Genomic DNA, 21,780 nt, shown 5'->3' with positions numbered 1-21,780 from the left:
GTGCTGATCGAGTACAAGTTGGGCAGCCTCAAGTCGGTACTCTGGGCTAAAATTGCGTCTGTTACGTCCGGTCATAATGTCACCTGTTTTGACTATGAGGCGATGATATCACCTCTATTCAGGTGGCCAGATTTAGTATTCCACTACAATTATCAGTGATGACCAATGAAAGAGTTGATAGATGAATTACGCAAGTAATATTCATTAAAGTTTGAAAAACCACTCTTTCTAATGGCGAGTTGTTTATGGTGACTGACTGTTTTAATCGATATTCCTAACCGGTCGGCGATGTTTTTTTGTGTTAGCCCTTCGAGTAATAATGAAACCACTTCTACTTCACGATGAGAGTGTGTATTGCGATGATAATAATCAGAGTTGAGTGATGAGGGCTTTTTATTACAGCTTTCAAGAATTCTCTCTAAATCACGCAGTGTTACGGCAGGTGGAATCAGCACGCCTTTTAGTGACATATTGTTTAGTCTTAGCATATAGAAAACATGTTTTTCGGCGATGAAATAGTTAATCACATTCAAACTGTCAGGTTGATTATTAAGTTTTTCCAGAAAGTTAATTAGTTTACTGTTTGGCACCTTTTTAACAGTGATGTTGAAGTTTTTATTACACAGGACGGATAATACTTCCTCCACACCTGGCAATAGAAAGTTGTTATCACTGAGAATGTAAATTTTTTTTGTTAGCTGACTTGATGCGTCCGTCACGATGTAAATCCTTTTAATGGTTGCAGTAAAACGTCCGTTTTATAAGCTTTTGGGTATTGACTGATTAATTTTGCGTGACTTTATCATGCATTACATTTAAATAAATGATTGGATTAGTTAGGTTAACTAAATAATTAATTCACTATGGCTAATTATGCTTGTAGTTCAGTGGCTTTGTGCCCGACCGATGTCGGGAAAAGTATTAAAATAGAATAATAAAATTATTTTGTAGCCCAGATCTGACAGTGTTCACGTATTAGTTCTGTTAACAACCCCCCTTCGGCGACAAACTGACGGATGCGGCCAGTATCGCTGTCGTGACTGCGCACGTAGCTTTCAATAGCCTCTAGCGCAGAGCTTGCATGGAGTTGTGCCGCATAGGGCGCAAGTGTATCCAGCAGTGGAAGAATATCTTCTGCAAGTGTGCGTTGTTCGCCGGTGCGCACATCCGTCAGTATACCTTCCAACCCAAAGCGGCAGGCCTGAAAACGGTTAAAGCGGTAAAGCAGGTAGTCCTCCGAACGCGGTACGAAGGGGCGTTCGCTAAGCAACCAGTGAGCCAGGGCCTGAATAAAACCGGCTATATGGACCGCGCGGCCAATAGTGAGTGGCGTATCCATAACCCGCACCTCTACGGTGCCAAATTTTGGGCTGGGGCGAATGTCCCAGTGCAGGTCTTTCATTGACTGAACAATGCTGCTGGACTCAAGGCGCTGATACATCCATTTAAATTCATGCCAGTCGCTGACGAACGGCGCAGGGCCGTTATCCGGGAAGGCCGAGAATATATTCAGGCGCGAGGAGGCGTAGGTGGTATCTCCGCCCTGGATATAAGGCGATGATGCCGACAGCGCGATAACATGTGGAACAAATCGTGATAAGCCATGCATCAAATAGATAGCATCTTCTTCGTTTTCACACCCGACATGCACATGCTGGCCAAACACCGTCGCCTGTTTCATTAAATAGCCATATAGCTCAAGCGTCTTGTTATAGCGCTCGCTCTGGCAAACTTCCTGGCGCTCCCACTTTTGGAACGGATGTGTGCCGCCGCCGCAAATCGCCAGATGGTGTTTGCTTGCCGATTGCAGGACGTGCTGGCGCAAAGTGGAAAGCTGAGAATATGCCTGCGTAATGTCGGCACAGACGCCCGTTGCGATTTCCAGCATGCTTTCAGTAATGTCATGTTTGACTTCGCCCTCCGTCACCGTACCTTTTAAGGATTCAATCAGTAGCGACGAGTCCTGGCTGAGATCGTTGGCTGGCGGGTTGATTATCTGCAATTCCAGCTCAATGCCGAGGGTGTAGGGATCAGAATGAACAAAGTCACTTAAAGGCATACTGCTCTCTCGCTTTATGCGCCCGCAGGCGAATCTATTATTGAATTGAGTATAGCCAGCCGCAGGAAAACCGCCCTTGCTTTAAACCGTTTTTATCTCTTTATTCTTACTAAGAATTATCCATCGCACATTAATGCAATGGGAATATTGTAAAGAATATTCAGTGAATAAAAATCAGCCATAAAGTTGCACATCGATTCATCTGCCATCATTATATGCGCTGGATTCGAAGGAGATATTATGAAAGATTTGGTTTCACTTTTAAGCAAATTTGGTGTTGTCATTGATGAGACAACTTCGATATTTGTGGTTTTAGCAATTATTTTTCTATTTTCATTAGTTGTACATTTTATCCTGCACAGAGTTGTTCTACGTACTTTTGAAAAACGTGCCAGTACCAGTCATCATATATGGCTGCAAATCATCACGGAAAACAAGTTATTTCATCGCGTTGCACTTACCCTGCAAGGGGTTATTGTCAATATTCAGGCCGTGCTGTGGTTGCAGAAAGGGAGTGATGTCAGCGAGATACTGATCACCTGCGCACAGCTATGGATTATGCTCTACTCCTTGTTGTCGTTATTTTCTTTGCTGGATGTTATTTATAATTTCTCACAGAAATTTACTATCACGTCGAATATTCCGCTAAAAGGGATATTCCAGGGGGTGAAATTAATCAGCTCGATTGTGATTGGCATTATGATGATCTCCAGAATCATCGGCCAGTCGCCGGCGATTCTCATCAGCGGCTTGGGTGCAATGGCTGCGGTGCTGATGTTGGTATTTAAAGACCCGATTCTTGGGCTGGTGGCGGGGATTCAGCTTTCGGCAAATCGGATGCTAAAGTTGGGCGACTGGCTGGAAATGTCTAAGTTCGGTGCCGATGGCGCAGTCACTGATATTGGCCTGACGACCGTGAAAGTGCAGAACTGGGATAACACCATCACCACTATTCCAACCTACGCACTGGTTTCAGATGCCTTTAAAAACTGGAGCGGAATGTCGCAGTCTGGCGGTCGCCGTATTAAGCGCAGCATTAATATTGATACCACCAGTATTCATTTTCTTTCAGCCGATGAAATAGAGCATTTAATGAAGGCGAGATTATTAAAGCCTTATATGGACTCGCGCACGAAAGAAATTGAAGATTATAACCGCACGCATAATAGCGATGGGGTTTCAGTGCTTAATGCCCGCAGCATGACCAATGTGGGGACGTTCCGCGTCTATCTGACGGAATATCTGCAAAACCACCCGCGTATTCGCAAAGATATGACCTTAATGGTGCGCCAGTTAGCGCCGGGTTCAGAAGGTCTGCCGATCGAGATTTATGCGTTTACCAATACCGTGGCATGGCTGGAATATGAGGCGATTCAGGCCGATATTTTCGAGCATATATTTGCTGTTATCGATCAATTCGGCCTGCGGATTCATCAAGCGCCAACCGGCAACGATATTCGTTCGATTGTGTTACCGACCTCGTTGTAGGTCGGATTAGCATAGCGACATCCGACAATTCTTGTGTAAATGCCGGATGGCGCTTGCGCGAATCCACTCTACAACCGCGACGTTACGCTTCCCGGTCAATCGAAAACCAACGCTTCCAGATAAAACGAATCACGAAGTATTCAATGGCACCCAACGCCAGGAACCACAGGCAGAAAATAATGGTGTAGAGCTGGTTCATATCCAGCAGGTGGAACATAGTGATCAGCTTTTGTGCCAGCTCAATCGTCAGCGCCGGGGCAGGAAGCAGCAGGCAGGAGAAAAAGGCCAGCAGCAAAATACTGCCAGCGCTCATCAGGGTTTCAAGAGGGTGTTTCATCATTGTGGTTACACCGGATAGGGTTTAAACAGAGTCAAAAACACATTGTCCGGGAAAATAACGGCTGATACAAATCCCCGGCGCAAACGCCGGGGACAGCAGGGCACATTCACTCCAACCCTTCGGTACTCTCTTTCTTGGCTTCTTTCGCCAGAACCGCACGATACCAGCGCGGATGGTGTTTCTGCGCCCAGCGGCGGCTGACTTTGCCGACGATCATGCCTTTTATCGAACCTTTCACCCAGAACGCCATATACATATGGATCAGAATGGCGTGAATCAAAATGATGGCGACAGTTGCGTGAATCAGCAGGCTGTAACGCACCAGTTTGATGGAAAAGTACGGGGCAAAATAGGGCCGCCAGATAATCACTCCGGTCACCAGCAGCACGAAAATCATGCTCATAATGGTCCAGAACATCATCTTCTGCCCGGCGTTGTACTTGCCGACATCCGCGACTTTATGCTCGTTGCCTTTCAGCACTTCGACAATATTTTTCACCCACGGCCAGTCCTGCTTTTCCGGGATATTGTGATGCACGAAACGCACAAACATAAACATCAGTGCCACGAAAATCAGCACCCCAAAGAACGGGTGCAAAATGCGCCCCATTTGCGGTGTACCGAACGTTTCCGTCAGCCATTGCAGCGTCGGGAAGAACAGCGCAATGCCGGAAAGTGACACCAGGAAGAAGCAAATCACCACCGTCCAGTGGCAGGCTCGGTCGATAAATTTCGTCCTGATAATCGATTTGCTCTGCTTAATCATGATGTTCCTCCTCGTCTTCATCCACCTCTTCGTTTGGCCCGATGCCAATGTAGTGGAAAATCAGCCCGGCAAAAGTGGCGATGAAACCTGCCGCCGACAACGGTTTGAGGATCCCTTTCCACAGGTTAATCGGCACGTCGATATGCGGATCTTTCGGCAGGTTGTGATACAGCTCCGGCTGGTCGGCGTGGTGCAGCACATACATCACGTGAGTGCCGCCAATGCCCTGCGGGTTGTAGACGCCAGCATGCGGATAGCCGCGTTTTTGCAGCTTTGCCACGCGCTCGTCGGCGACATCCAGCATCTCCTTTTTGGTGCCAAAGTGGATGGCACCCGTCGGGCAGGTTTTCACACAGGCCGGCTCCTGGCCCACGTTGACGCGATCGACACACAGCGTGCATTTGTAGACGCGGTTATCGTCTTTGTTCAGGCGCGGAATGTTGAACGGGCAACCGGCGATGCAATAGCCGCAGCCAATACAATGTTCCGACTGAAAATCGACGATGCCATTGGCGTACTGAATAATGGCACCCGCAGACGGGCACGCCTTCAGGCAGCCCGGGTCTTCGCAGTGCATGCAGCCATCTTTACGAATCAGCCACTCCAGCTTGCCGTTTTGCGTGGTTTCGCTAAAGCGCATTAACGTCCAGGATTTGGCGCTCAAATCGGCGGGGTTATCGTAAACCCCGACGCAATGACCGACTTCATCGCGGATGTCGTTCCACTCCGAACAGGCGACCTGGCAGGCTTTGCAGCCAATACAGCTTGAGACGTCAATCAGCTTGGCGACTTCTTCTTTGAAGTCACGAGCCTGCGGCGGCGGCGTAAAGCCGTTGGTAGCCGAACGCTTGATAATATCCTGAGATTGCATGGACATGAGTTCGCTCCTTACGCCTTCTCAATGTTGACCAGAAACGCCTTGTACTCTGGCGTTTGCGAGTTAGCGTCACCGACCGATGGCGTCAGCGTGTTGGCGAGATAGCCTTTACGCGCCGTACCTTCAAAGCCCCAGTGCAGCGGAATACCGACGGTTTCCACTTCCTGCCCGCCAGCGTTCAGCGTTTGCAGGCGCTGCGTGACCACCGCAACGGCGCGAATAAACCCGCGTTTGCTGCTGACTTTCACGTGGTCGCCATTGGCGATGCCTTTGCTTTTTGCAAGCGCCACACTGATTTCCACAAACTGCTCGGGCTGCGCAATCGCGTTAAGCCGTGAGTGCTTGGTCCAGGTGTGGAAGTGCTCGGTCAGGCGATAAGTGGTGCCGACGTAAGGGAACTGCTCGCGTTTGCCCATGCGTCTGGCATCGGCTTCATACAGACGAGCGGCCGGGTTCGAGACCACATTCGGGTGCAGCGGGTTAGTACCCAGCGGCGTTTCAAACGGCTCGTAGTGCTCAGGGAACGGGCCTTCCGCCATTTTGTCGATGGCAAACAGGCGACCCAAACCTTCTGGCTGCATGATAAACGGCCCGACGCCACTGCCCGGAGGGGCGGTGTTGTAGTCAGGAATATCGTTGCCCACCCATTTCGCACCGTTCCATTTGATCAACATGCGCTTCGGATCCCAGGGCTTACCCTGTGGGTCAGCAGAGGCGCGGTTGTAAATAATGCGGCGGTTGAGTGGCCATGCCCAGGCCCAGCCCAGTGTATTGCCAAGTCCTGATGGATCGGCGTTATCACGATTCGCCATCTGGTTGCCTTTCGCCGTCCAGCTACCGGCATAAATCCAGCAGGCAGATGCGGTGGTGCCGTCATCACGCAAGAGTGCAAACGAGTCCAGAAGCTGGCCTTTTTTCGCCAGCAGATTTCCGTTGGCATCAAACAGATCTTCGAGCGCGTAGCCGTTGTTTTCTTTGGCGACCTCTTCGGACTCCGGTTGATCCGGCAACTCGTAATGCCAGCCCATTTTCAGCAGCGGCTCAGCGCCTTTACCGCCTTCTGAGCGATAAAGCTCGCGGATTTGGTGGTAAATCCCAGCCAGAATTTCGCCGTCGTTACGCGCTTCTCCCGGTGCATCTGCCCCTTTCCAGTGCCACTGTAACCAGCGCCCGGAGTTGGCAATTGAACCGTCTTCTTCGGCAAAGCAGGTGGATGGCAGGCGGAACACTTCGGTCTGAATCGCAGCCGGGTTCACGTCATTCATTTCGCCGTGGTTCTGCCAGAAGTTCGACGTTTCGGTGACGAGCGGGTCGATAATCACCAGATATTTCAGCTTGCTAAGGCTGGCGACAATTTTGTTTTTGTCCGGGAACGAGGCGACCGGGTTAAAGCCCTGGCAGATGTAACCACTGACTTTGTTGCGGTCCATCATGTCGAAATACTTCAGCACGTCGTATGCCTGGTCCCACTTCGGCAACCAGTCAAATCCCCAGTTGTTATCTTTGCGCGCATCATCGCCATAGAACGCTTTCATCAGGCTGACGAAGAACTTCGGATAGTTACCCCAGTAGTTCACCTGGCCTGGTAGCGTGGCTTTCGGCGTGTTTGCCGTCAGATAAGTTTCCAGATCGGCCTGTTTGTCGGATGGCAACGTCAGGTAACCCGGCAGGCTGGTGGACAGCAGGCCAAGATCGGTCAGCCCCTGAATATTGGAGTGCCCACGCAAGGCGTTTACGCCACCGCCCGCCATGCCCATATTACCGAGCAGCAGCTGGATCATCGCCATGGTGCGGATGTTCTGCGCACCCACGGTGTGTTGCGTCCAGCCCAGCGCGTAGAGGAAGGTGGTGGTGCGGTCAGCGGCGCTGGTTGAGGCCAGCACTTCACACACTTTCAGGAAATCGTCCTGCGGTGTGCCACAAATATGCTCGACTACTTCCGGCGTATAACGGGAAACGTGCTCTTTAAGCAGGCTCCACACGCAGCGCGGATCGCTAAGCGTATCGTCGCGTTTCGCATAGCCGTTTTCGTCGAACTGATAGTTCCAGCTGGTTTTATCGTACTGGCGTTTTTGCTCATCGTAGCCGCTAAACAGGCCATCATCAAAACTAAAATCGTCACGCACCAAAAGGCTGGCATTGGTGTAATGCTTAACGTATTCGGCGTTGATTTTGTTATTGGAAATCAGGTACAGCAGAACGCCCGACAGGAAAGTAATGTCGGTGCCGGAACGGATTGGCGCGTAAATATCCGCAACAGAAGCCGTGCGGGTAAAGCGCGGATCGACCACAATCAGCGTGGCGTCGTTGTTGTTTTTGGCTTCCATCGCCCAGCGGAAACCCACCGGATGCGCTTCAGCGGCGTTGCCGCCCATTACCATCACAACGTTGGCGTTTTTGATATCAACCCAGTGGTTGGTCATCGCACCGCGACCAAATGTTGGAGCAAGACTTGCTACCGTTGGTCCGTGTCAGACGCGCGCCTGGTTATCTACCGCTAACATGCCCAGCGAGCGGACAAATTTTTGTGTCAGCATTCCGGTTTCGTTGCTGGCCGCCGACGCGCATAACATGCCGGTGGAGAGCCAACGGTTGACCGTCACGTTTTGTTCATTTTTCTCAACGAAATTGGCGTCGCGGTCGTCTTTCATCAGGCGGGCAATGCGTGAGAATGCATCGTCCCAGCTAATACGCTGCCATTTATCAGAGCCTGGCGCGCGGTATTCCGGGTAACGCAGGCGGCTTTCGCTGTGGATGTAATCGAGCAGTCCCGCGCCTTTCGGGCATAACGCTCCACGGTTGACCGGGTGATCCGGGTCACCTTCAATATGGAAAATGCTGGATTTGGCGTTTTTCGCGCCATCGCCCAGGCTATACATCAGCAAACCACAGCCTACGGAGCAGTATGTACAGGTATTGCGGGTTTCCTTAGCGCGCAGCAATTTGTAATTGCGCACCTCCGCGAATGCCGCTTTGGGAGCAAACCCTAAAACTGCGGCGGTTGTTCCTGCCATCCCGCCGGCACAGATTTTGAAAAATTTTCTGCGACTGACGTCCATCGTAACCTCACTGTTATGACGTTTGAATGGTCGCGAAAATACCCACATTTAACGGTGGCTTATTGAGCAAAATCAAGTCGCTAAGCATTGGGTAGCGAGTTACCCCTTCATGAGTAGGGGGAATTGATGGGAGTTAACCATAATGGGAGGGGGGATTGATGGGAGTTAACCATAATGGGAGGGGGGATTTAACGCAGGAATAGCATGGATGAAGCAGTGTAATGGTAAAATAAAATCCACTCTCGGACAATAAGTCCACAATAAGATAATAATATCCTTCTCCCATTTAAATGCTTTAGATAAACTGATCAAGTTTTTTAGGATATCTTAAATTGTTTTATTAATTCAGCTTACTTAAGTAATCTGATTTTTTAATGAATGAAAAAATAACTCTTCATCGCTGTAAGTTATTCATGTCTATATAAGAATACATCCACGCATAAAACAAAATATTATATTTAACTTAAGGTTGCAGGTATTTTCTGCACATATCTATTTATTTGTTTAAAAATTTCCTTGTGCTGTCCATTCCGGAAAACAATTATGAAACTGTGTTATTTCGCTAATGACGCGGGCTATTTTGCTTTGCACTGGTTGGAGCGCGCACAAGCCGCACAACTCGCGGGTTATGAAGTCCACTTGTTGGCAGGCGTTTCAAATAACGCATCATTACAACGTTTGAGAGATGCCGGCATTATCTGCCATTCGTTGGCGCTGCGTAGTCATGCGCGTAATCCCTTTAATTTGCTACGCGGTGCGTGGCAGGCGATTCGTGTCATCCACTCTTTGCAACCAGACCTGATACACAGCATAACTCTCAAGCCTTGTCTGATCGGTGCCTGGCTTGCACGGCGCTATCCGAGCGTGCTTTGTTTCCCAGGTCTTGGGCGTTTATTCACTTTTTCCAGTCTGCCTGCTCGCTTATTGCGAGGTTTAGCCTGTCGCTGGTGGCGTTCGGCGACGGAGCAGTCGAGCTGCATATTGGCGTTTGAGCATGAAGGCGATCGCCAGACTCTCCTTGAAATGGCCCGGTTAGACAAAAATAAGACCTTCGTGATTGGCGTCTCCGGTGTGGATCCAGACCTGTTTTCGTTTACGCCACCTCAACAGGTGAGTCCTCCAGTCGTACTTTTTGCCGCACGTTTGATCAAGGCAAAAGGTCTGGATACGTTGGTCCGAATTTGCCAGCGCCTGCGTAATGACGGTATTCCACACTCGCTTATCGTGGCAGGGCTTCCGGTTCCGGGCGACCCGGACGCTATCGAGCAGGCGCAGTTACAACGCTGGCTCGAAGCAGGTGATATTGATAGCTATGGCGTCAGCGACGACATGCCCAGCTTATTGGCTCGGGTGTCAATGGTTGTGCTACCTACCCGATATGCGGAAGGTGTGCCGCGAATTTTACTGGAAGCTGCGAGCTGTGGGCGGCCATCCATAGCCTTTAATCAGGGTGGGTGCAGCACGGTATTGCAAAGTGGCGCGTGCGGAACATTGGTTCCCGTGGGGGATGAACAGGCTTTCTACGAAGCAATGTGCCGGATGTTAAATGATTCAGCCCTGCGTTCTCAGATGGGTATCGCCGGGCGCGAGTTAGTGGTGCGCAGCTTTACGTCCCTGCATGCCTCCCGGCAGATGTTGCGATGCTACGAGATGCTTAATGCAAACCCACTGGCAACAAACAATATTATTCACGGGAGTCAGCCATGAGTTCTCCAGGATATTGGCTGGAACTGATTCAGATCCTGACCCGTAAAGAGATCAGCGTGCGCTATAAAAGTAGCGTGCTGGGTTATTTTTGGTCGGTGGCAAACCCTTTAATGTTCGGCTTGATTTATTACGTCGTATTTAAAGAAACCATGCGGGTGCCGGTGGCGAATTACCCACTGTTTCTGCTGTGCGGGCTGTTTGCCTGGCAGTGGATGACGGCGGTGATCGGAAATGCCACCACGGTCTTTTTGGCCAATAGCGTGATTATTCGCAAAATGTCATTTCCTCGCGGAGCGTTACCCGTCAGCCAGGTATTGATGGAAGGTGGTCACTTTCTCTGCGCTTTGCCAGTGATTGTTTTGTTGATGCTCATCATGGGGCAAACACCTTCGCTTGCCTGGGTATGGGGAGTTCCCCTGATGTGGTTTTTGCAGGCCCTGTTCCTGACCGGAATAGCCTGGACGGTGGCTTCACTCACGCCATTTGTGCGCGACCTGGAACGTTTCATCTCACTGGGGTTGATGGCGCTGTTTTACGCCTCACCGATTCTTTACACGCCGCAAATGCTGCCGCAGCGCTGGCAATGGGTATTACATGCGAATCCTCTCGCCCCCTTCATTCTGGCATGGCGTGATTTGCTGATGAATGGACATCTGAGTGGGCAAAGCGTGGCGATCCTCTTTACTCTGAGTTTTTTCAGCCTGTTGATTGGCGGCGGAATTTTACATTGTTTGTCCCCCCGATTAGCGGAGATCCTTTGATGTTGCCAGCCGTAGAATTTGAACGGGTGACCAAGCGTTATCCGCTTTATAGCCACCTTGGGAGCGGGCTTAAATCATTGCTTTTGCACCCAAAACGCATTCAGGCGTTTTTGCAAAATGCACATCACCTGGCGCTCGAAGAGATCAGCTTTCGCATCAATCCTGGAGAGTCAGTTGCTCTGATTGGGCGCAATGGTGCAGGTAAAAGCACGTTGTTGAGCCTGCTGGCTGGCGTGTTGAAACCCACATCCGGGAAGGTGATCACCCGTGGTCGGGTGGCTGCCATGTTAGAGCTGGGGGCTGGATTCCATCCTGAGTTAACCGGGCGCGAGAACATTCGTTTGAATGCCACTTTGCTGGGATTACGGCAGAAAGATATCACTCGCGTTATTCCCGCCATCATCGAATTTGCCGAAATAGGGCGCTTCATTGATGAGCCGGTACGCATTTATTCCAGCGGCATGCTCGCCCGACTTGGTTTTTCCATCATGACTCAGGTTTCACCTGACATTCTTTTGATCGATGAAGTGCTTGCCGTTGGCGATATCGCTTTTCGCGAGAAATGCCTGGCCGTATTGCAAGACTATCAAAAACAAGGCGTCACTCTTTTGATGGTTAGCCACGCGACAAAGGACATCGAAACTTTCTGCGATCGTGTGTTGTGGTTTGAAAATTGCCAGCTGCAAGCCAGTGGTACGCCGGCAGAAATATTGCCCCGCTATCAGGCCGCGATGACAGCAATACCCGGTTCGCCAGCGCACAGGAAACATAATTGATGAAGACAAACCAACACGTAACCGTTGTGGGGGCTGGCCTTGCTGGTTGCACCCTGGCGCGCATTCTTGCTGAAAGCGGTATTGCAGTGACTGTTCATGAGTCTCGTGAACATATCGGCGGTAATTGCCATGATTCCCGCTGCCGGCAAACAGGCGTCATGATCCATCGCTACGGTCCTCATATTTTCCATACGGACAGGCCAGAGGTTTATGCCTTCCTTGAGCGGTTCACCCAATTTACCGACTATCGCCACCGGGTGCGAACGGTCGCAAATGGGCAGGTATGGCCTTTGCCGGTAAATATGCTGACGTTGAATCAGTTTTGGGGAACCGCGCTTTCGCCACAGCAGGCTCGCGAGCGGCTCGATACCCTGAGAGCGCCAACGCAAGAGGCACCTGAGCATCTGGAAGCCCAGGCGTTGCAGCTAATGGGCGTCGATCTCTATCAGCTGTTCTTTAAAGGTTATACCCAAAAGCAGTGGGGCCGCGCTGCGACGAGCCTGCCTGCCTCGATATTGCGCCGTCTGCCGTTTCGTTTTAATTACGACGATCGCTATTTCCAGCAGGCCAGGCAAGGTATCCCGGACAAAGGCTATACGCAGATGGCATTACGCATGCTGGAGCATCCGCTAATAACATTGCGCCTGAACAGCCCTGTCACCCCTTTGCAGATGCAGGATGCGGGGCGGAAAAGCCACCTGTTCTGGACCGGGCCGTTGGACAGTTTCTTTGACTACGAGGCCGGGCGCTTACCTTACCGCACCCTCGATTTTGAAGAATTTACCGCACAGGGGGATTTCCAGGGATGTGCAGTGATGAACTACAGCGACGAGGATGTGCCCTGGACGCGGATTACTGAACATAAGCATTTCATGCCTGACGAGCATCACGAACAGACCGTTTGCTGGCGTGAGTTCTCGCGTGAAGCACAGCCGGAAGACATCCCCTATTATCCGGTGCAACAAACGTTAGACGACCCGCTTCTCAAGCACTATCTCAAACGTGCTGAAGAAACCGAAAACGTGACGTTCATCGGCAGATTAGCGACGTTCCGCTATCAGGACATGGATGCAGTTATCTGGGATGCAATGCAGGTAGCGCAGCGATTTATTGCTGGTGAAAAGCTGACATTCCCGGACAGTCGCGCATGAAAGTAACGGCTCTGATCGTGACTCACAACCGCCTGAGCAGGCTACAGCACTGCTTAGCACAGGTGTGCAATATGGATTTTCACTCCATCGTGGTGGTCAATAATGCCTCATGCGATGGCACATCAGAATGGTTGAGTGCGCAGAGCGACGAGCGGCTGAAGGTTCTACATTTGCCAGAAAATACTGGAGGCGCGGGCGGTTTCAGCGCCGGTCTCAATTTTCTGACCACCCTGGACGGCTGGACACACGTTTGTTTATTTGATGATGACGCCTGGCCCGCCCCTGACTGGCTCGACGCTTTGGCCAGCCAACCTGCTGCCGATGGATACTGTAGTAACGTGCGCGATCTGCACGGAAAGCCCTGCGTGATGAATCTGCCTTTTACCCGGCTGCCGCGGACGTTGTGGCAGACCCTTTCGTATCTACGCAACCCAGCGGCCTGGCGGCCACAACAGGATCAGCGTTCCCATGTCGTGTCGTTATCATTTGTTGGCGCTTGCCTGACCCGACACTGGTTGCCTGCTTTGTTAGAGGCGCTGGAACCGCGGCTATTTCTTTATTATGACGACCTGAGCGCAGGAGTGATGCTTGCCGATCAGGGGGCCTCATTACGCTGGTGCCCTGAGCTTTATTTTTACCATGCCGTCCAGCCAGAAAATAAGGTTTCGCCGCAAAAGCGTTATTTCCTTACCCGCAATATTCTTTGGTTACCCGCATTTTATCCTGAGGGGTTATGGAGTCCTCCTGTCACTATTTTACGACTAGCTTTTCAATTATTGGCCGTTTTGCGTACTGGCCCGCGTCGTAAGGGGATTGCTGCATGGTATCGGGGAATGATTGATGGCCTGCGTGGGCCGGGAAAGTGAAAAGAATGAAAATGAATATCCTGACATTACAGCACAGCGTATATCCAGATACTGCACTGAAAACAGTAGACTCTCTTTATTTTCACGCAGATAAAACAGCATGCTGGCACGAGTCGCAAAAAGTTTGGTGTATCCCTGAAAGCGAAAGCATCAGTTTTGATTCATTCTTTAATGCCTTCTCAGTTTATAAATGGAGAAAGCATACACGCTTAGACAATCTCTCTTTTCAACTAACCGTTGAAGGGCAGGGTATCGCTACGCTATATCTGACACAGCATTCTGATACCTGCATGATTGCGCAAAGAGAAATAGGCAGTGGAAGTTATACGCTGGATATCGATATGGCTGAACTGCACGACGGACGATTGCATTTTCACTGGCACTCTCTCGGTGAAAGTAATATCTCACGTTTTTCTTTTATCACTCAGCACCAGGAAGCAGAAGAATCCCGTCTTGCTATCGTTATTCCTACGTTTAACCGGCAGCAGGAAATCCAGACTGCGGTTGAACGGCTCCATAACCAGTTGTTATCAGCTCCTGAATTTAAGCAACGCGTCACGTTGTACATTATTAATAATGGCGATGAAATATCCATTCCTGAAGCCGAAAATATTATATATATAAAAAATAAAAATTTGGGTGGTGCGGGTGGATTTACACGCGGGTTGATGGAGATTAAAAAGAGAGCCGCAGAAGCGTTTTGCCTCTTTATGGATGATGACGCATCTTGTGAAATAGAGAGTATCCGGCGCACATTTGCCTTCCTGACGCTTTCAAATACTCGCCATAAGATGATTGCCGGGGCCATGCTTTATGCGGAAAACCCAGGTGTTGTGTATGAGGCCGGTGCCCTGTATCCATACAGGCAATTACAAATGCGCCCTTTGAAATCAAACTTAAACGTGACGACGCCAGGCGGAATAACAGAATTTGATGCGGACAGTGAAACACCAAACTATGCGGCATGGTGGTTTTGTGCGTTTAATGTCTCCTCAATACAGTACTACGCGTTTCCTTTTTTCATTCGTGGCGACGATATTCTCTTTGGCCTGATGCATAAACATGACATCGTCACATTGAATGGAATAGGCTCCTGGCAGAAAAATTTCAAAGCAAAATATAACCCATGGGTTGAATATTTAAGCACCAGGGCAATGTTAGTCCCGGCTTTCTTGTACCCTACTTTTGTCAAAAGGGTTTCCATCGCTGCTTATATCGCTATTAAAGTCATATTACTCTGCTTCGTATTCCGCTACGGTGCGGCTGAAGCCGTGTTGGAAGCCTATAAGCATGTATTAAGTGGCCCGGAAAACTGGGGTAAAGATCCTGGTGCGGCCATGGCGAAGCAACGAATTTCAGCCATTATAGCTGATGCAAAAAATATTAAATCAGTAAATGGTCAGTATGATTTAGTTGGTGACAGTAAATTAGTTGAGAAAGTGTGGCATAAGCTCTTCAGATTGTTACTGCTAAACGGGTATTTAATTCCCGGTTTTCTTTTGTCAAATTCCAGTGTTGTGATTAATGACGAAGAAATACATCCAACAAAACAGACTTTTTTAAAAAGAGATGTCGTCTACTTTAATGAAGAGTTGGGTGAGTATAAATTGTATGTTCGTGATATCAGAAAGGCACTTTTTATTTTTTCAAAAACATTGTTTTGGGTGCTTTTAGGTGTGTTGAAGTTCAATGGTATCTCAAAGAAATACAGAGACAACATTGATTACATGACTTCCGAATTATTCTGGAAGAAGCATTTTTAAATAACTATGTTTATCAGTAGCAGAAAATATAAAGGTCTGATGAAAGATGCATGACATAATTGAACAATCAGAAACAATAGTGACCGACAGAAGAGGAGATGTTATCTCCCCTGACTTAACGGTGATTATTCCGGTCTATAACACGGCCGATTATGTTCTAAGAACATTAACATCTTTGCGTGTCGATTCAGACCTGTCCATAGAGATCATTATTGTCGATGATGGCAGTACAGACCATAGTCTGCAAGTGGTCGTTGACTGGGTGGATCGCTACGGCAGCAAAGCGCTTGTTATTACCCAAAATAACAAAGGATTATCAGAAGCAAGAAATACCGGATTACGCTACGCCCGTGGTCAATACATTGCATTTTGTGACAGCGATGACTGGCTGAATTTTTCGGTCGTTTGCCGCGCAGTTTCCTATGCAAACATGACCCATGCCGACATAGTGCTGTATCGTTCAGAAATTTATGATGACTATAGCCAAAAAGTGACACCGTTTTATGACCACTTATTGTGGGAAAGGACGCTTAACGGTGCCAGTGCTAAGGTTATCAACGCAAGTACGCATCCTTATATTTTAACTTTCGAGCCAAATACGAATTGCCGCATAATGCGTAAGTCTTTTTTTGACCGGCATATTGTGAGCTTCGAACCCGATATTCATTATGAAGATGTGAGTCCGCATATTACTTCGCTGCTCAACGCTGATAGAATCGGTATTATTGATGCTATAGGGTACTACTATCGTGTTAACCGTAATGGCAAAATAACCTTGCAACGCAATGAAAAAAGATTTGATATTCTAAGAATTGCAGAGAAAAAATTAGCACATGCTTCATTAACACCTTTAAGCCAGCAACAGAATTACGCCATAGTGTCAGTACTAGTTAAAATGATTTACTGGTGCGGGGGTTGCACTCGTTCATCGGCAAGAAAACGTTACTATCAACAGTCTTCATTGTTATTTAGTCGTAAGAATAAAAACAACCGATTAATGCTTTTGAATGCTCAGCAAACGTCTTGTAGTCTAAAAGAAATTATATTAATGCATGGCATGCTCAGTGCTGGAGTATCCTTCATTGCAGCATACAGTTCAGGCCAGCGTAATGCTTTAAATGCTTTGAAATTTATGGAGTGTATATTCTGTAATTCATTTCATTCAAACCTATTATTGAGTAAAAAACTCGTTTCAATGGCGCTTGCCAGGATTTCTAAGAGAAAGAAAAATGTTATCTGATACTATGACCAATAGTGTGAATTTTTATACTGCGGGAAGTGATTATCTTGTTTTCCTGGGTTTCCAAACAGCGCAAGATTTACTCAATATCGCAGATAGATTCAATCCAGCCGGTATTATCGTGGTCGAACACGATGAAAATAAAATCACTGCTCTGGATTCGATGCTGGAAAATGATACCTCATTGCAAAAGCGTCTATTTATCTATTCTGATATAGCAGCCCCGAACCTGATTGAACGGCTGAAAGATTCGACAACATCCGTCTGTTTTTCTCCGGCGTATTTTTCGCTGACCACGCTGGCGCAGGTTTGTGAACAGTGGGCCGTTGAGCATATTTGCGGGGAAATCAACACACTGGAATATGATGCTTTAGACGTCTACCGGATCTGCGGCCCGCACGTTGATAGCTTTTACTGGGCCATGGCAGATAAAAGTGAGCCATTGGTGGGCAAGCGCACATTACAAGATGTTGATGTTTCTGTGATTGTTCCTGTCTATAATATCAGTGCGTACATTGATAAATGTATTACCTCTTTGCTGTCACAGACGCTGGAAAATATTGAAATTCTTCTTATTGACGATGGGTCTACCGACTGTTCGGTAACTATTATTGATGAATGGCAAAAACAGCATCCGCATAAAATAAGAGTAATACATAAAGAAAATGGTGGGTGTGCTTCCGCAAGAAACCTTGGCCTGCGTAGCGCCAAAGGAAATTATATTGGCTTCGTAGATGGCGATGATTGGGTCGAACCTGATATGTTTTATGACCTCTTTCGTGCAGCCATTATTAACAACGCACAAATCGCGCAGGGCGGGTATAAAGAAGTATACGAAGGTGGTGAGGTTGTAGAGTTTCCGCTAAATGTTAATCTTACGCGGCTTAATATGCTGCATGAAAGACCGACTATCTGGCGTAGAATATATGCAAAAAACTTCCTTCTTGAACATGAGATTTCATTCCCGGAGCATATTAAGCGCTTCGATGATTTACCTTTTCAGTTTGAAGCCATCTTCCACTCATCTTCTGTTTGCTCAATAGCGAAGTGTTATTATAACTATCGGCAAGGGCGTATAGGGCAAGATATCGCGATTAAAGATGAGCGCTTGTTTGTACACTTTGATATTTTCGAACTTATCTTTTCAAAGTATGGTGAATTATTTAACTATAATGAGGAGGTCAGTTTTTTTAAGCTTGAATTTGATGCTCACTACTGGGCTACATGCATCATTGAGAAGAAAATCAGAAAAAATTACATGACGAACGCTGCAAAGCAAATGCTGAAATTTAGATTTTCCCTCGAGTTTGTGCGGATGCTTAAAATAGCGATCAGGAACAGAAAGTTATTTTTCTTCCTAAATCTTATGCTCATGCGATAAGCCGCATTTTCCCTACAGTGGGGCGAACTTAGCGTAACCTGTAGCGGTTTTTTGAGGTTGATGCTGCTGCCAGCAGCTCAACCCTGACTAATGGGTAACGTAGAGGCAATTTATACCTGGAGTCAAAATCGGCTCGGCTTCAGTCGCCTCCATTTTGACTCCAGGTAGCCGGGTCCAGGCGTCAGGAACGGCTGTGTTAACTCCTCCAGAACGTCCTCGAAAACAAAATCAGCACCGGGTAAATCTCCAGTCGACCCAACAACATCGCCGCACACATCAAATATTTAGCGCTATCGCTTAACGTGCCAAAACCTGCCGCAGTTTCACCAAACCCCAGCCCCATATTGTTAATACAGGCCGCTACGGTGGCGAATGAAGTTAACAGGTCATATCCCTGCAAATTCAGCATCCAGATAAAGAAGCAGGTGCACACCACGTAGAGGAAGAAAAAGCTCCACACAGATCGCAATACTCTGTCGTTAACCGGTGAGTTGCCAACGCGAATACTCATCACCGCGCGAGGGTGCGCCAGCTGATGCACTTCGTGGCGAGTTTGCTTAAACAGCACCAGAAAACGCAGCGCTTTGATCCCGCCGCAGGTTGAGCCCACGCAGCCGCCAAAAAAGCTGGCCGAGAGCAGCAGCACAATCGTGTGTACCGGCCAGGATGCGTAGTCGCCGGTGGCGAGGCCGTTATCGGTAATCATTGAGCTGGTCAGGAAAAATGCGTGCACGAACGACGCGGGCAGGGCGTACATTCCGGCTCGCCAGACTTCCAGGGTGATAATCAAAATAATGATGCTGGCAACCATCAGGAAGAAACGTAGCTCGGCACTTTTGAGAAACGGCGTAATGCTGCGGCGTGCCAGCGCCACAAAATAGAGTGTGAAGTTGATTGCCGAAAGCAACGAGAATGCCCCCGCCACCAGTTCAATGGCGTAGCTATTGTAGAAGCCAATGCTCTCGGTTCGGGTGGAAAATCCGCCCAGCGAAACCGTCGAAAGGCCATGGCATAGCGCGTCAAAGAAGGGCATTCCAGCGAGTTTGTAGGCAATGGTACAGGCGCCGCCCAGCAGCAAATAAGTCAGCCACAAACTTTTAGCTGTGTCTGCAAGGCGTGGTGTGAGGCGCTCTTCTTTAAACGGCCCGGGCATTTCAGACTTATAAAGTTTCATGCCACCAATACCGAGCAACGGCAGCACGGCAACTGCCAGCACAATAACCCCTAAACCGCCGACAAAATTAAGCTGTGCCCGGTAATAGAGAATGGACTTTGGCAGATGTGATACATCGTTAAAAATAGATGCTCCGGTGGTGGTAATCCCCGAAACCCCTTCAAAAATGGCATCGGCCAGCGAGACTTTATAGCTGTCGTCAAGCCACAGCGGCATGGCGCTGATCACAGAAAAAAGCAGCCAGAACAAGACGATGATAATAAATCCATCGCGTGTTTCGAGCTGAATATTGGAGCGCCCGGTCAATGCCCAGCACACGCTTCCTAAGGTAAAAGTGATAATAAAAGTATAGAGGAACCCAAACAGGCTGCGCTCTTTCTCGACCAGTGCCAGTATCATTGGCGGGATCATGGTCAAACTGTACAAAACCACCAGAAAGGCACACAGGTGAATCACAATTCTAAAACGTGTTGATATATACATCAGTGGTACCCAGACACCTGTGTTATTCAGGGTTATCAATCACTCAGGATGGCAAAGTATAGGGTATTTCTGCGGGACAGAACATGAGGCAGGGTGGGTAGAGGGGAGAATGGGCAGCCCGCAGGCTGCCCATTCTTGATTAACCGTAGTGCTGCTTATTTCTTGTTGTATACGTCTGCGGTGCCGTGAATTTTATTCTCGGTATCAGCAGAGGTCACCACGTAAAATTTGCCGCCCAACTCATCGGCTTTCTTGGACAGCTCTGCTTTCGCATCGCTCGGAGAAGTTTCGCCACTGGTGGTGATCGTGCCGACTTTCACATATTCACTTTTATGGTCGTTATAAGCTTCTTTCGTCAGCAGTTCTGCTGAGATTGCGCCGAATGATACTGCACCCAAAGTCACTGCTACCAAAATACCCTTAGCTATTTTCATGAAGTACCTCATCTTTGATAGTGGTAGAAAAAAGTGTTTTCCTTACACATAGACTATGGTTCAGGAAAGCGCAGACCGCCAGTCGGTGTCGATGAAGATTTAATGTAAAAATAAACGCCTACGGAAAAAATGGCCGTTGCGTTGGGAAGTCGATGTCTGGAGATTAATCAGCGGTTCATGCACTCATTTTCCTTTCACATCTGAAGTGTGGATGTTGCAACTTAACCTTCATTCGTAAAAGAGTAAGTTTAGCTTATGTTTTTTTATGTTTATTGGGGGCGGGATGCATAAATCTTACGCACCATTATTATATATTTTCGTAATGGATAAGATTATACAAAGAAAACTGATTGCGATAATATCCACGCCATTGAGTCTATTCCCAGACTTAAATAATATTTAGCGAAAATAATGTTACGCATATGAAAAACATCCAATCTCTTAATTACGATATTATTAAAAATGAGTGGCAGTTGTTAATTAATAAAACAAATACAACAACTCACCAGGTTCTCATTGCGCTGACGGATGAAGAGATCAGAACGTTGGTTGATGCGTACTACCAATATATGTTGCAGGACGAGAAGGCAAAAAAGTTTCTCAGCACCACGCAGGTTGAAGAGCGACTGAGTGCCAGTATGAGCAACTGGCTGCGTAAGGTTCTGGGAAGTGCCCATGAAGATTTATCAGAGCTGGTTGCCCATCAGCACAAAGTGGGTGAGGTGCATGTGCGTATCGGTCTTCCTATCGATCTGGTTGCTCGCGGTGCCCGAAAGATAAAGTATGAGCTCTTCCAGTTACTGTTAAATAAACAAGAGATTACTGCTGCAGAAATTAACGATGCGATCTTTTTCAGTGGTATGGCGATAGATTCCGCCATTGAAGTGATGACGGTTGCGTTTACGCCTTCGAACCAGAAAATGATGCACGACCAGGAGCATTTCCGCCTGCTGACGGTTTATGATGACATGAGCGTCGAGCGTGAGCGCCAGGTCGGGGCGCTGAAAAACTGGGAAAACCAGTTTATTTATAATATTGCCACCGAACAGCCACTTGAAGAACGAGTGCTGCTGAGCGATTCTGAATTTGGCTTATGGTTTTCGCATAAAGGCCAGCATATTTTCAGGCAGCCAGATTTAATTGAAAAAATAGACTCACTCATTCAGAAAATTGATCATCGAATTACTTGCGAGTTTTCAAATGAGTCATCGGATTCGTTTAGCTGCATTCAACTGTTGCGCATGTTAAGGCAGGAGGTGGAGCATGAATGTGCTTCTCAACTTTTGATCACTGTGGGCGATAATCCTCAGCGTCTGACCTCTGAATCCGGCTTTGTGGCTTTATGTGACGTCAACCCTACTCCGGTATTTTTCGGTAAAACAAATCGCCACAGACTGTAACGGTCAAAATTATCTAGTGGTATAGTAGCTTCCCTGCCATTAAACCTAATAACAG

General features: G+C 48.1%; 17 protein-coding genes and 2 pseudogenes. 11 read left to right on the top strand and 8 right to left on the bottom strand.

Annotated features, from left to right (window positions below):
• Positions 1 to 152: 152 nt before the first annotated feature.
• Together M975_RS13140 and M975_RS13135 are read right to left on the bottom strand one after the other, a co-directional pair.
• The gene (locus tag M975_RS13140) at positions 153 to 719 is read right to left on the bottom strand and encodes a helix-turn-helix transcriptional regulator (protein WP_064560064.1); all 567 of its coding nucleotides are present in this window, start codon (positions 717 to 719) and stop codon (positions 153 to 155) included.
• A gap of 221 nt (positions 720 to 940) precedes the next feature.
• On the bottom strand, positions 941 to 2,059 hold the full coding sequence (locus M975_RS13135; protein WP_064560061.1) for a YbdK family carboxylate-amine ligase: 1,119 nt from the start codon (positions 2,057 to 2,059) through the stop codon (positions 941 to 943).
• 240 nt (positions 2,060 to 2,299) lie between these two features.
• On the opposite strand from M975_RS13135, the gene M975_RS13130 reads away from it, so the two are divergent.
• Entirely contained in the window at positions 2,300 to 3,547 is a 1,248-nt protein-coding gene (locus M975_RS13130) for a mechanosensitive ion channel family protein (RefSeq protein ID WP_064560060.1), read from the top strand.
• Positions 3,548 to 3,629: 82 nt separating this feature from the next.
• On the opposite strand, the gene M975_RS13125 is transcribed toward M975_RS13130, so the two are convergent.
• The 4 genes from M975_RS13125 to fdnG all read right to left on the bottom strand — a co-directional run bounded on the left by M975_RS13125 (position 3,630) and on the right by fdnG (position 8,589).
• Positions 3,630 to 3,884 (bottom strand): DUF1158 domain-containing protein, encoded by a 255-nt coding sequence (locus M975_RS13125; protein WP_064560095.1) that lies wholly within the window; start codon positions 3,882 to 3,884, stop codon positions 3,630 to 3,632.
• A 109-nt stretch (positions 3,885 to 3,993) separates the two neighbouring features.
• Positions 3,994 to 4,650, bottom strand: a complete 657-nt coding sequence (gene fdnI, locus M975_RS13120) for a formate dehydrogenase-N subunit gamma (protein WP_064560094.1) — start codon at positions 4,648 to 4,650, stop codon at positions 3,994 to 3,996.
• Positions 4,646 to 5,530 carry a formate dehydrogenase subunit beta gene (gene fdxH / locus M975_RS13115; protein WP_064560059.1) on the bottom strand — a complete coding sequence of 295 codons (885 nt, stop codon included), beginning with the start codon at positions 5,528 to 5,530 and terminating at the stop codon, positions 4,646 to 4,648. The genes fdnI and fdxH overlap by 5 nt, the downstream gene beginning before the upstream one ends.
• 11 nt (positions 5,531 to 5,541) lie before the next feature.
• Positions 5,542 to 8,589 carry a formate dehydrogenase-N subunit alpha gene (gene fdnG, locus M975_RS13110; protein WP_157093381.1) on the bottom strand — a complete coding sequence of 1,016 codons (3,048 nt, stop codon included), beginning with the start codon at positions 8,587 to 8,589 and terminating at the stop codon, positions 5,542 to 5,544.
• Positions 8,590 to 9,132: 543 nt separating this feature from the next.
• On the opposite strand from fdnG, the gene M975_RS13100 reads away from it, so the two are divergent.
• The 8 genes from M975_RS13100 to M975_RS13065 are packed head-to-tail and all read left to right on the top strand — an operon-like array spanning position 9,133 to position 18,234.
• On the top strand, positions 9,133 to 10,296 hold the full coding sequence (locus M975_RS13100; RefSeq protein ID WP_064560054.1) for a glycosyltransferase family 4 protein: 1,164 nt from the start codon (positions 9,133 to 9,135) through the stop codon (positions 10,294 to 10,296).
• Entirely contained in the window at positions 10,293 to 11,057 is a 765-nt protein-coding gene (locus tag M975_RS13095) for an ABC transporter permease (RefSeq protein WP_064560052.1), read from the top strand. Before M975_RS13100 ends, M975_RS13095 begins: the two co-directional genes overlap by 4 nt.
• On the top strand, positions 11,057 to 11,833 hold the full coding sequence (locus tag M975_RS13090; protein ID WP_064560049.1) for an ABC transporter ATP-binding protein: 777 nt from the start codon (positions 11,057 to 11,059) through the stop codon (positions 11,831 to 11,833). Before M975_RS13095 ends, M975_RS13090 begins: the two co-directional genes overlap by 1 nt.
• The gene (glf, locus tag M975_RS13085) at positions 11,833 to 12,984 is read left to right on the top strand and encodes a UDP-galactopyranose mutase (RefSeq protein WP_064560047.1); all 1,152 of its coding nucleotides are present in this window, start codon (positions 11,833 to 11,835) and stop codon (positions 12,982 to 12,984) included. Before M975_RS13090 ends, glf begins: the two co-directional genes overlap by 1 nt.
• Complete coding sequence (locus M975_RS13080) at positions 12,981 to 13,850, top strand: glycosyltransferase (protein WP_064560044.1); 870 nt, start codon at positions 12,981 to 12,983, stop codon at positions 13,848 to 13,850. Before glf ends, M975_RS13080 begins: the two co-directional genes overlap by 4 nt.
• 5 nt (positions 13,851 to 13,855) lie before the next feature.
• Positions 13,856 to 15,613: a glycosyltransferase gene (locus M975_RS13075; RefSeq protein ID WP_064560042.1), complete on the top strand. Its 1,758-nt coding sequence runs from the start codon at positions 13,856 to 13,858 to the stop codon at positions 15,611 to 15,613.
• 46 nt (positions 15,614 to 15,659) lie between these two features.
• Positions 15,660 to 16,853 (top strand): glycosyltransferase family 2 protein, encoded by a 1,194-nt coding sequence (locus M975_RS13070; RefSeq protein ID WP_083967894.1) that lies wholly within the window; start codon positions 15,660 to 15,662, stop codon positions 16,851 to 16,853.
• A complete protein-coding gene (locus tag M975_RS13065; RefSeq protein ID WP_064560038.1) occupies positions 16,843 to 18,234 on the top strand; it encodes a glycosyltransferase in 1,392 nt (463 codons plus the stop codon). The genes M975_RS13070 and M975_RS13065 overlap by 11 nt, the downstream gene beginning before the upstream one ends.
• Before the next feature lie 196 nt (positions 18,235 to 18,430).
• On the opposite strand, the gene M975_RS13060 is transcribed toward M975_RS13065, so the two are convergent.
• Positions 18,431 to 19,891: a TrkH family potassium uptake protein gene (locus M975_RS13060; protein WP_064560036.1), complete on the bottom strand. Its 1,461-nt coding sequence runs from the start codon at positions 19,889 to 19,891 to the stop codon at positions 18,431 to 18,433.
• Between the two features lie 155 nt (positions 19,892 to 20,046).
• Entirely contained in the window at positions 20,047 to 20,325 is a 279-nt protein-coding gene (gene yahO / locus M975_RS13055) for a DUF1471 family periplasmic protein YahO (RefSeq protein ID WP_064560034.1), read from the bottom strand.
• A 422-nt stretch (positions 20,326 to 20,747) separates the two neighbouring features.
• Here yahO and M975_RS23525 point away from each other — a divergent pair.
• Positions 20,748 to 21,575: pseudogene (locus tag M975_RS23525) on the top strand (protoglobin domain-containing protein); the annotation flags it as partial.
• Positions 21,576 to 21,590: 15 nt separating this feature from the next.
• Positions 21,591 to 21,722 (top strand): annotated as a pseudogene (locus M975_RS23415) (IS110 family transposase); the annotation flags it as partial.
• Between the last annotated feature and the right edge of the window lie 58 nt (positions 21,723 to 21,780).

The organism is Buttiauxella brennerae ATCC 51605 (assembly GCF_001654925.1).
Lineage (GTDB): Bacteria > Pseudomonadota > Gammaproteobacteria > Enterobacterales > Enterobacteriaceae > Buttiauxella > Buttiauxella brennerae.
The sequence above is the reverse complement of the archived record's forward strand: the minus strand, read 5'-3'. Positions and strand labels throughout refer to the sequence as shown.

Bases quoted from the DNA above. Each gene is read 5' to 3' on its own strand.
- M975_RS13135 (WP_064560061.1), bottom strand. From the start codon at position 2,059: ATGCCTTTAAGTGACTTTGTTCATTCTGATCCCTACACCCTCGGCATT.
- M975_RS13130 (WP_064560060.1), top strand. From the start codon at position 2,300: ATGAAAGATTTGGTTTCACTTTTAAGCAAATTTGGTGTTGTCATTGAT.
- M975_RS13125 (WP_064560095.1), bottom strand. From the start codon at position 3,884: ATGAAACACCCTCTTGAAACCCTGATGAGCGCTGGCAGTATTTTGCTG.
- fdxH (WP_064560059.1), bottom strand. From the start codon at position 5,530: ATGTCCATGCAATCTCAGGATATTATCAAGCGTTCGGCTACCAACGGC.
- M975_RS13100 (WP_064560054.1), top strand. From the start codon at position 9,133: ATGAAACTGTGTTATTTCGCTAATGACGCGGGCTATTTTGCTTTGCAC.
- M975_RS13095 (WP_064560052.1), top strand. From the start codon at position 10,293: ATGAGTTCTCCAGGATATTGGCTGGAACTGATTCAGATCCTGACCCGT.
- M975_RS13090 (WP_064560049.1), top strand. From the start codon at position 11,057: ATGTTGCCAGCCGTAGAATTTGAACGGGTGACCAAGCGTTATCCGCTT.
- glf (WP_064560047.1), top strand. From the start codon at position 11,833: ATGAAGACAAACCAACACGTAACCGTTGTGGGGGCTGGCCTTGCTGGT.
- M975_RS13080 (WP_064560044.1), top strand. From the start codon at position 12,981: ATGAAAGTAACGGCTCTGATCGTGACTCACAACCGCCTGAGCAGGCTA.
- M975_RS13075 (WP_064560042.1), top strand. From the start codon at position 13,856: ATGAAAATGAATATCCTGACATTACAGCACAGCGTATATCCAGATACT.
- M975_RS13070 (WP_083967894.1), top strand. From the start codon at position 15,660: ATGCATGACATAATTGAACAATCAGAAACAATAGTGACCGACAGAAGA.
- M975_RS13065 (WP_064560038.1), top strand. From the start codon at position 16,843: ATGTTATCTGATACTATGACCAATAGTGTGAATTTTTATACTGCGGGA.
- M975_RS13060 (WP_064560036.1), bottom strand. From the start codon at position 19,891: ATGTATATATCAACACGTTTTAGAATTGTGATTCACCTGTGTGCCTTT.
- yahO (WP_064560034.1), bottom strand. From the start codon at position 20,325: ATGAAAATAGCTAAGGGTATTTTGGTAGCAGTGACTTTGGGTGCAGTA.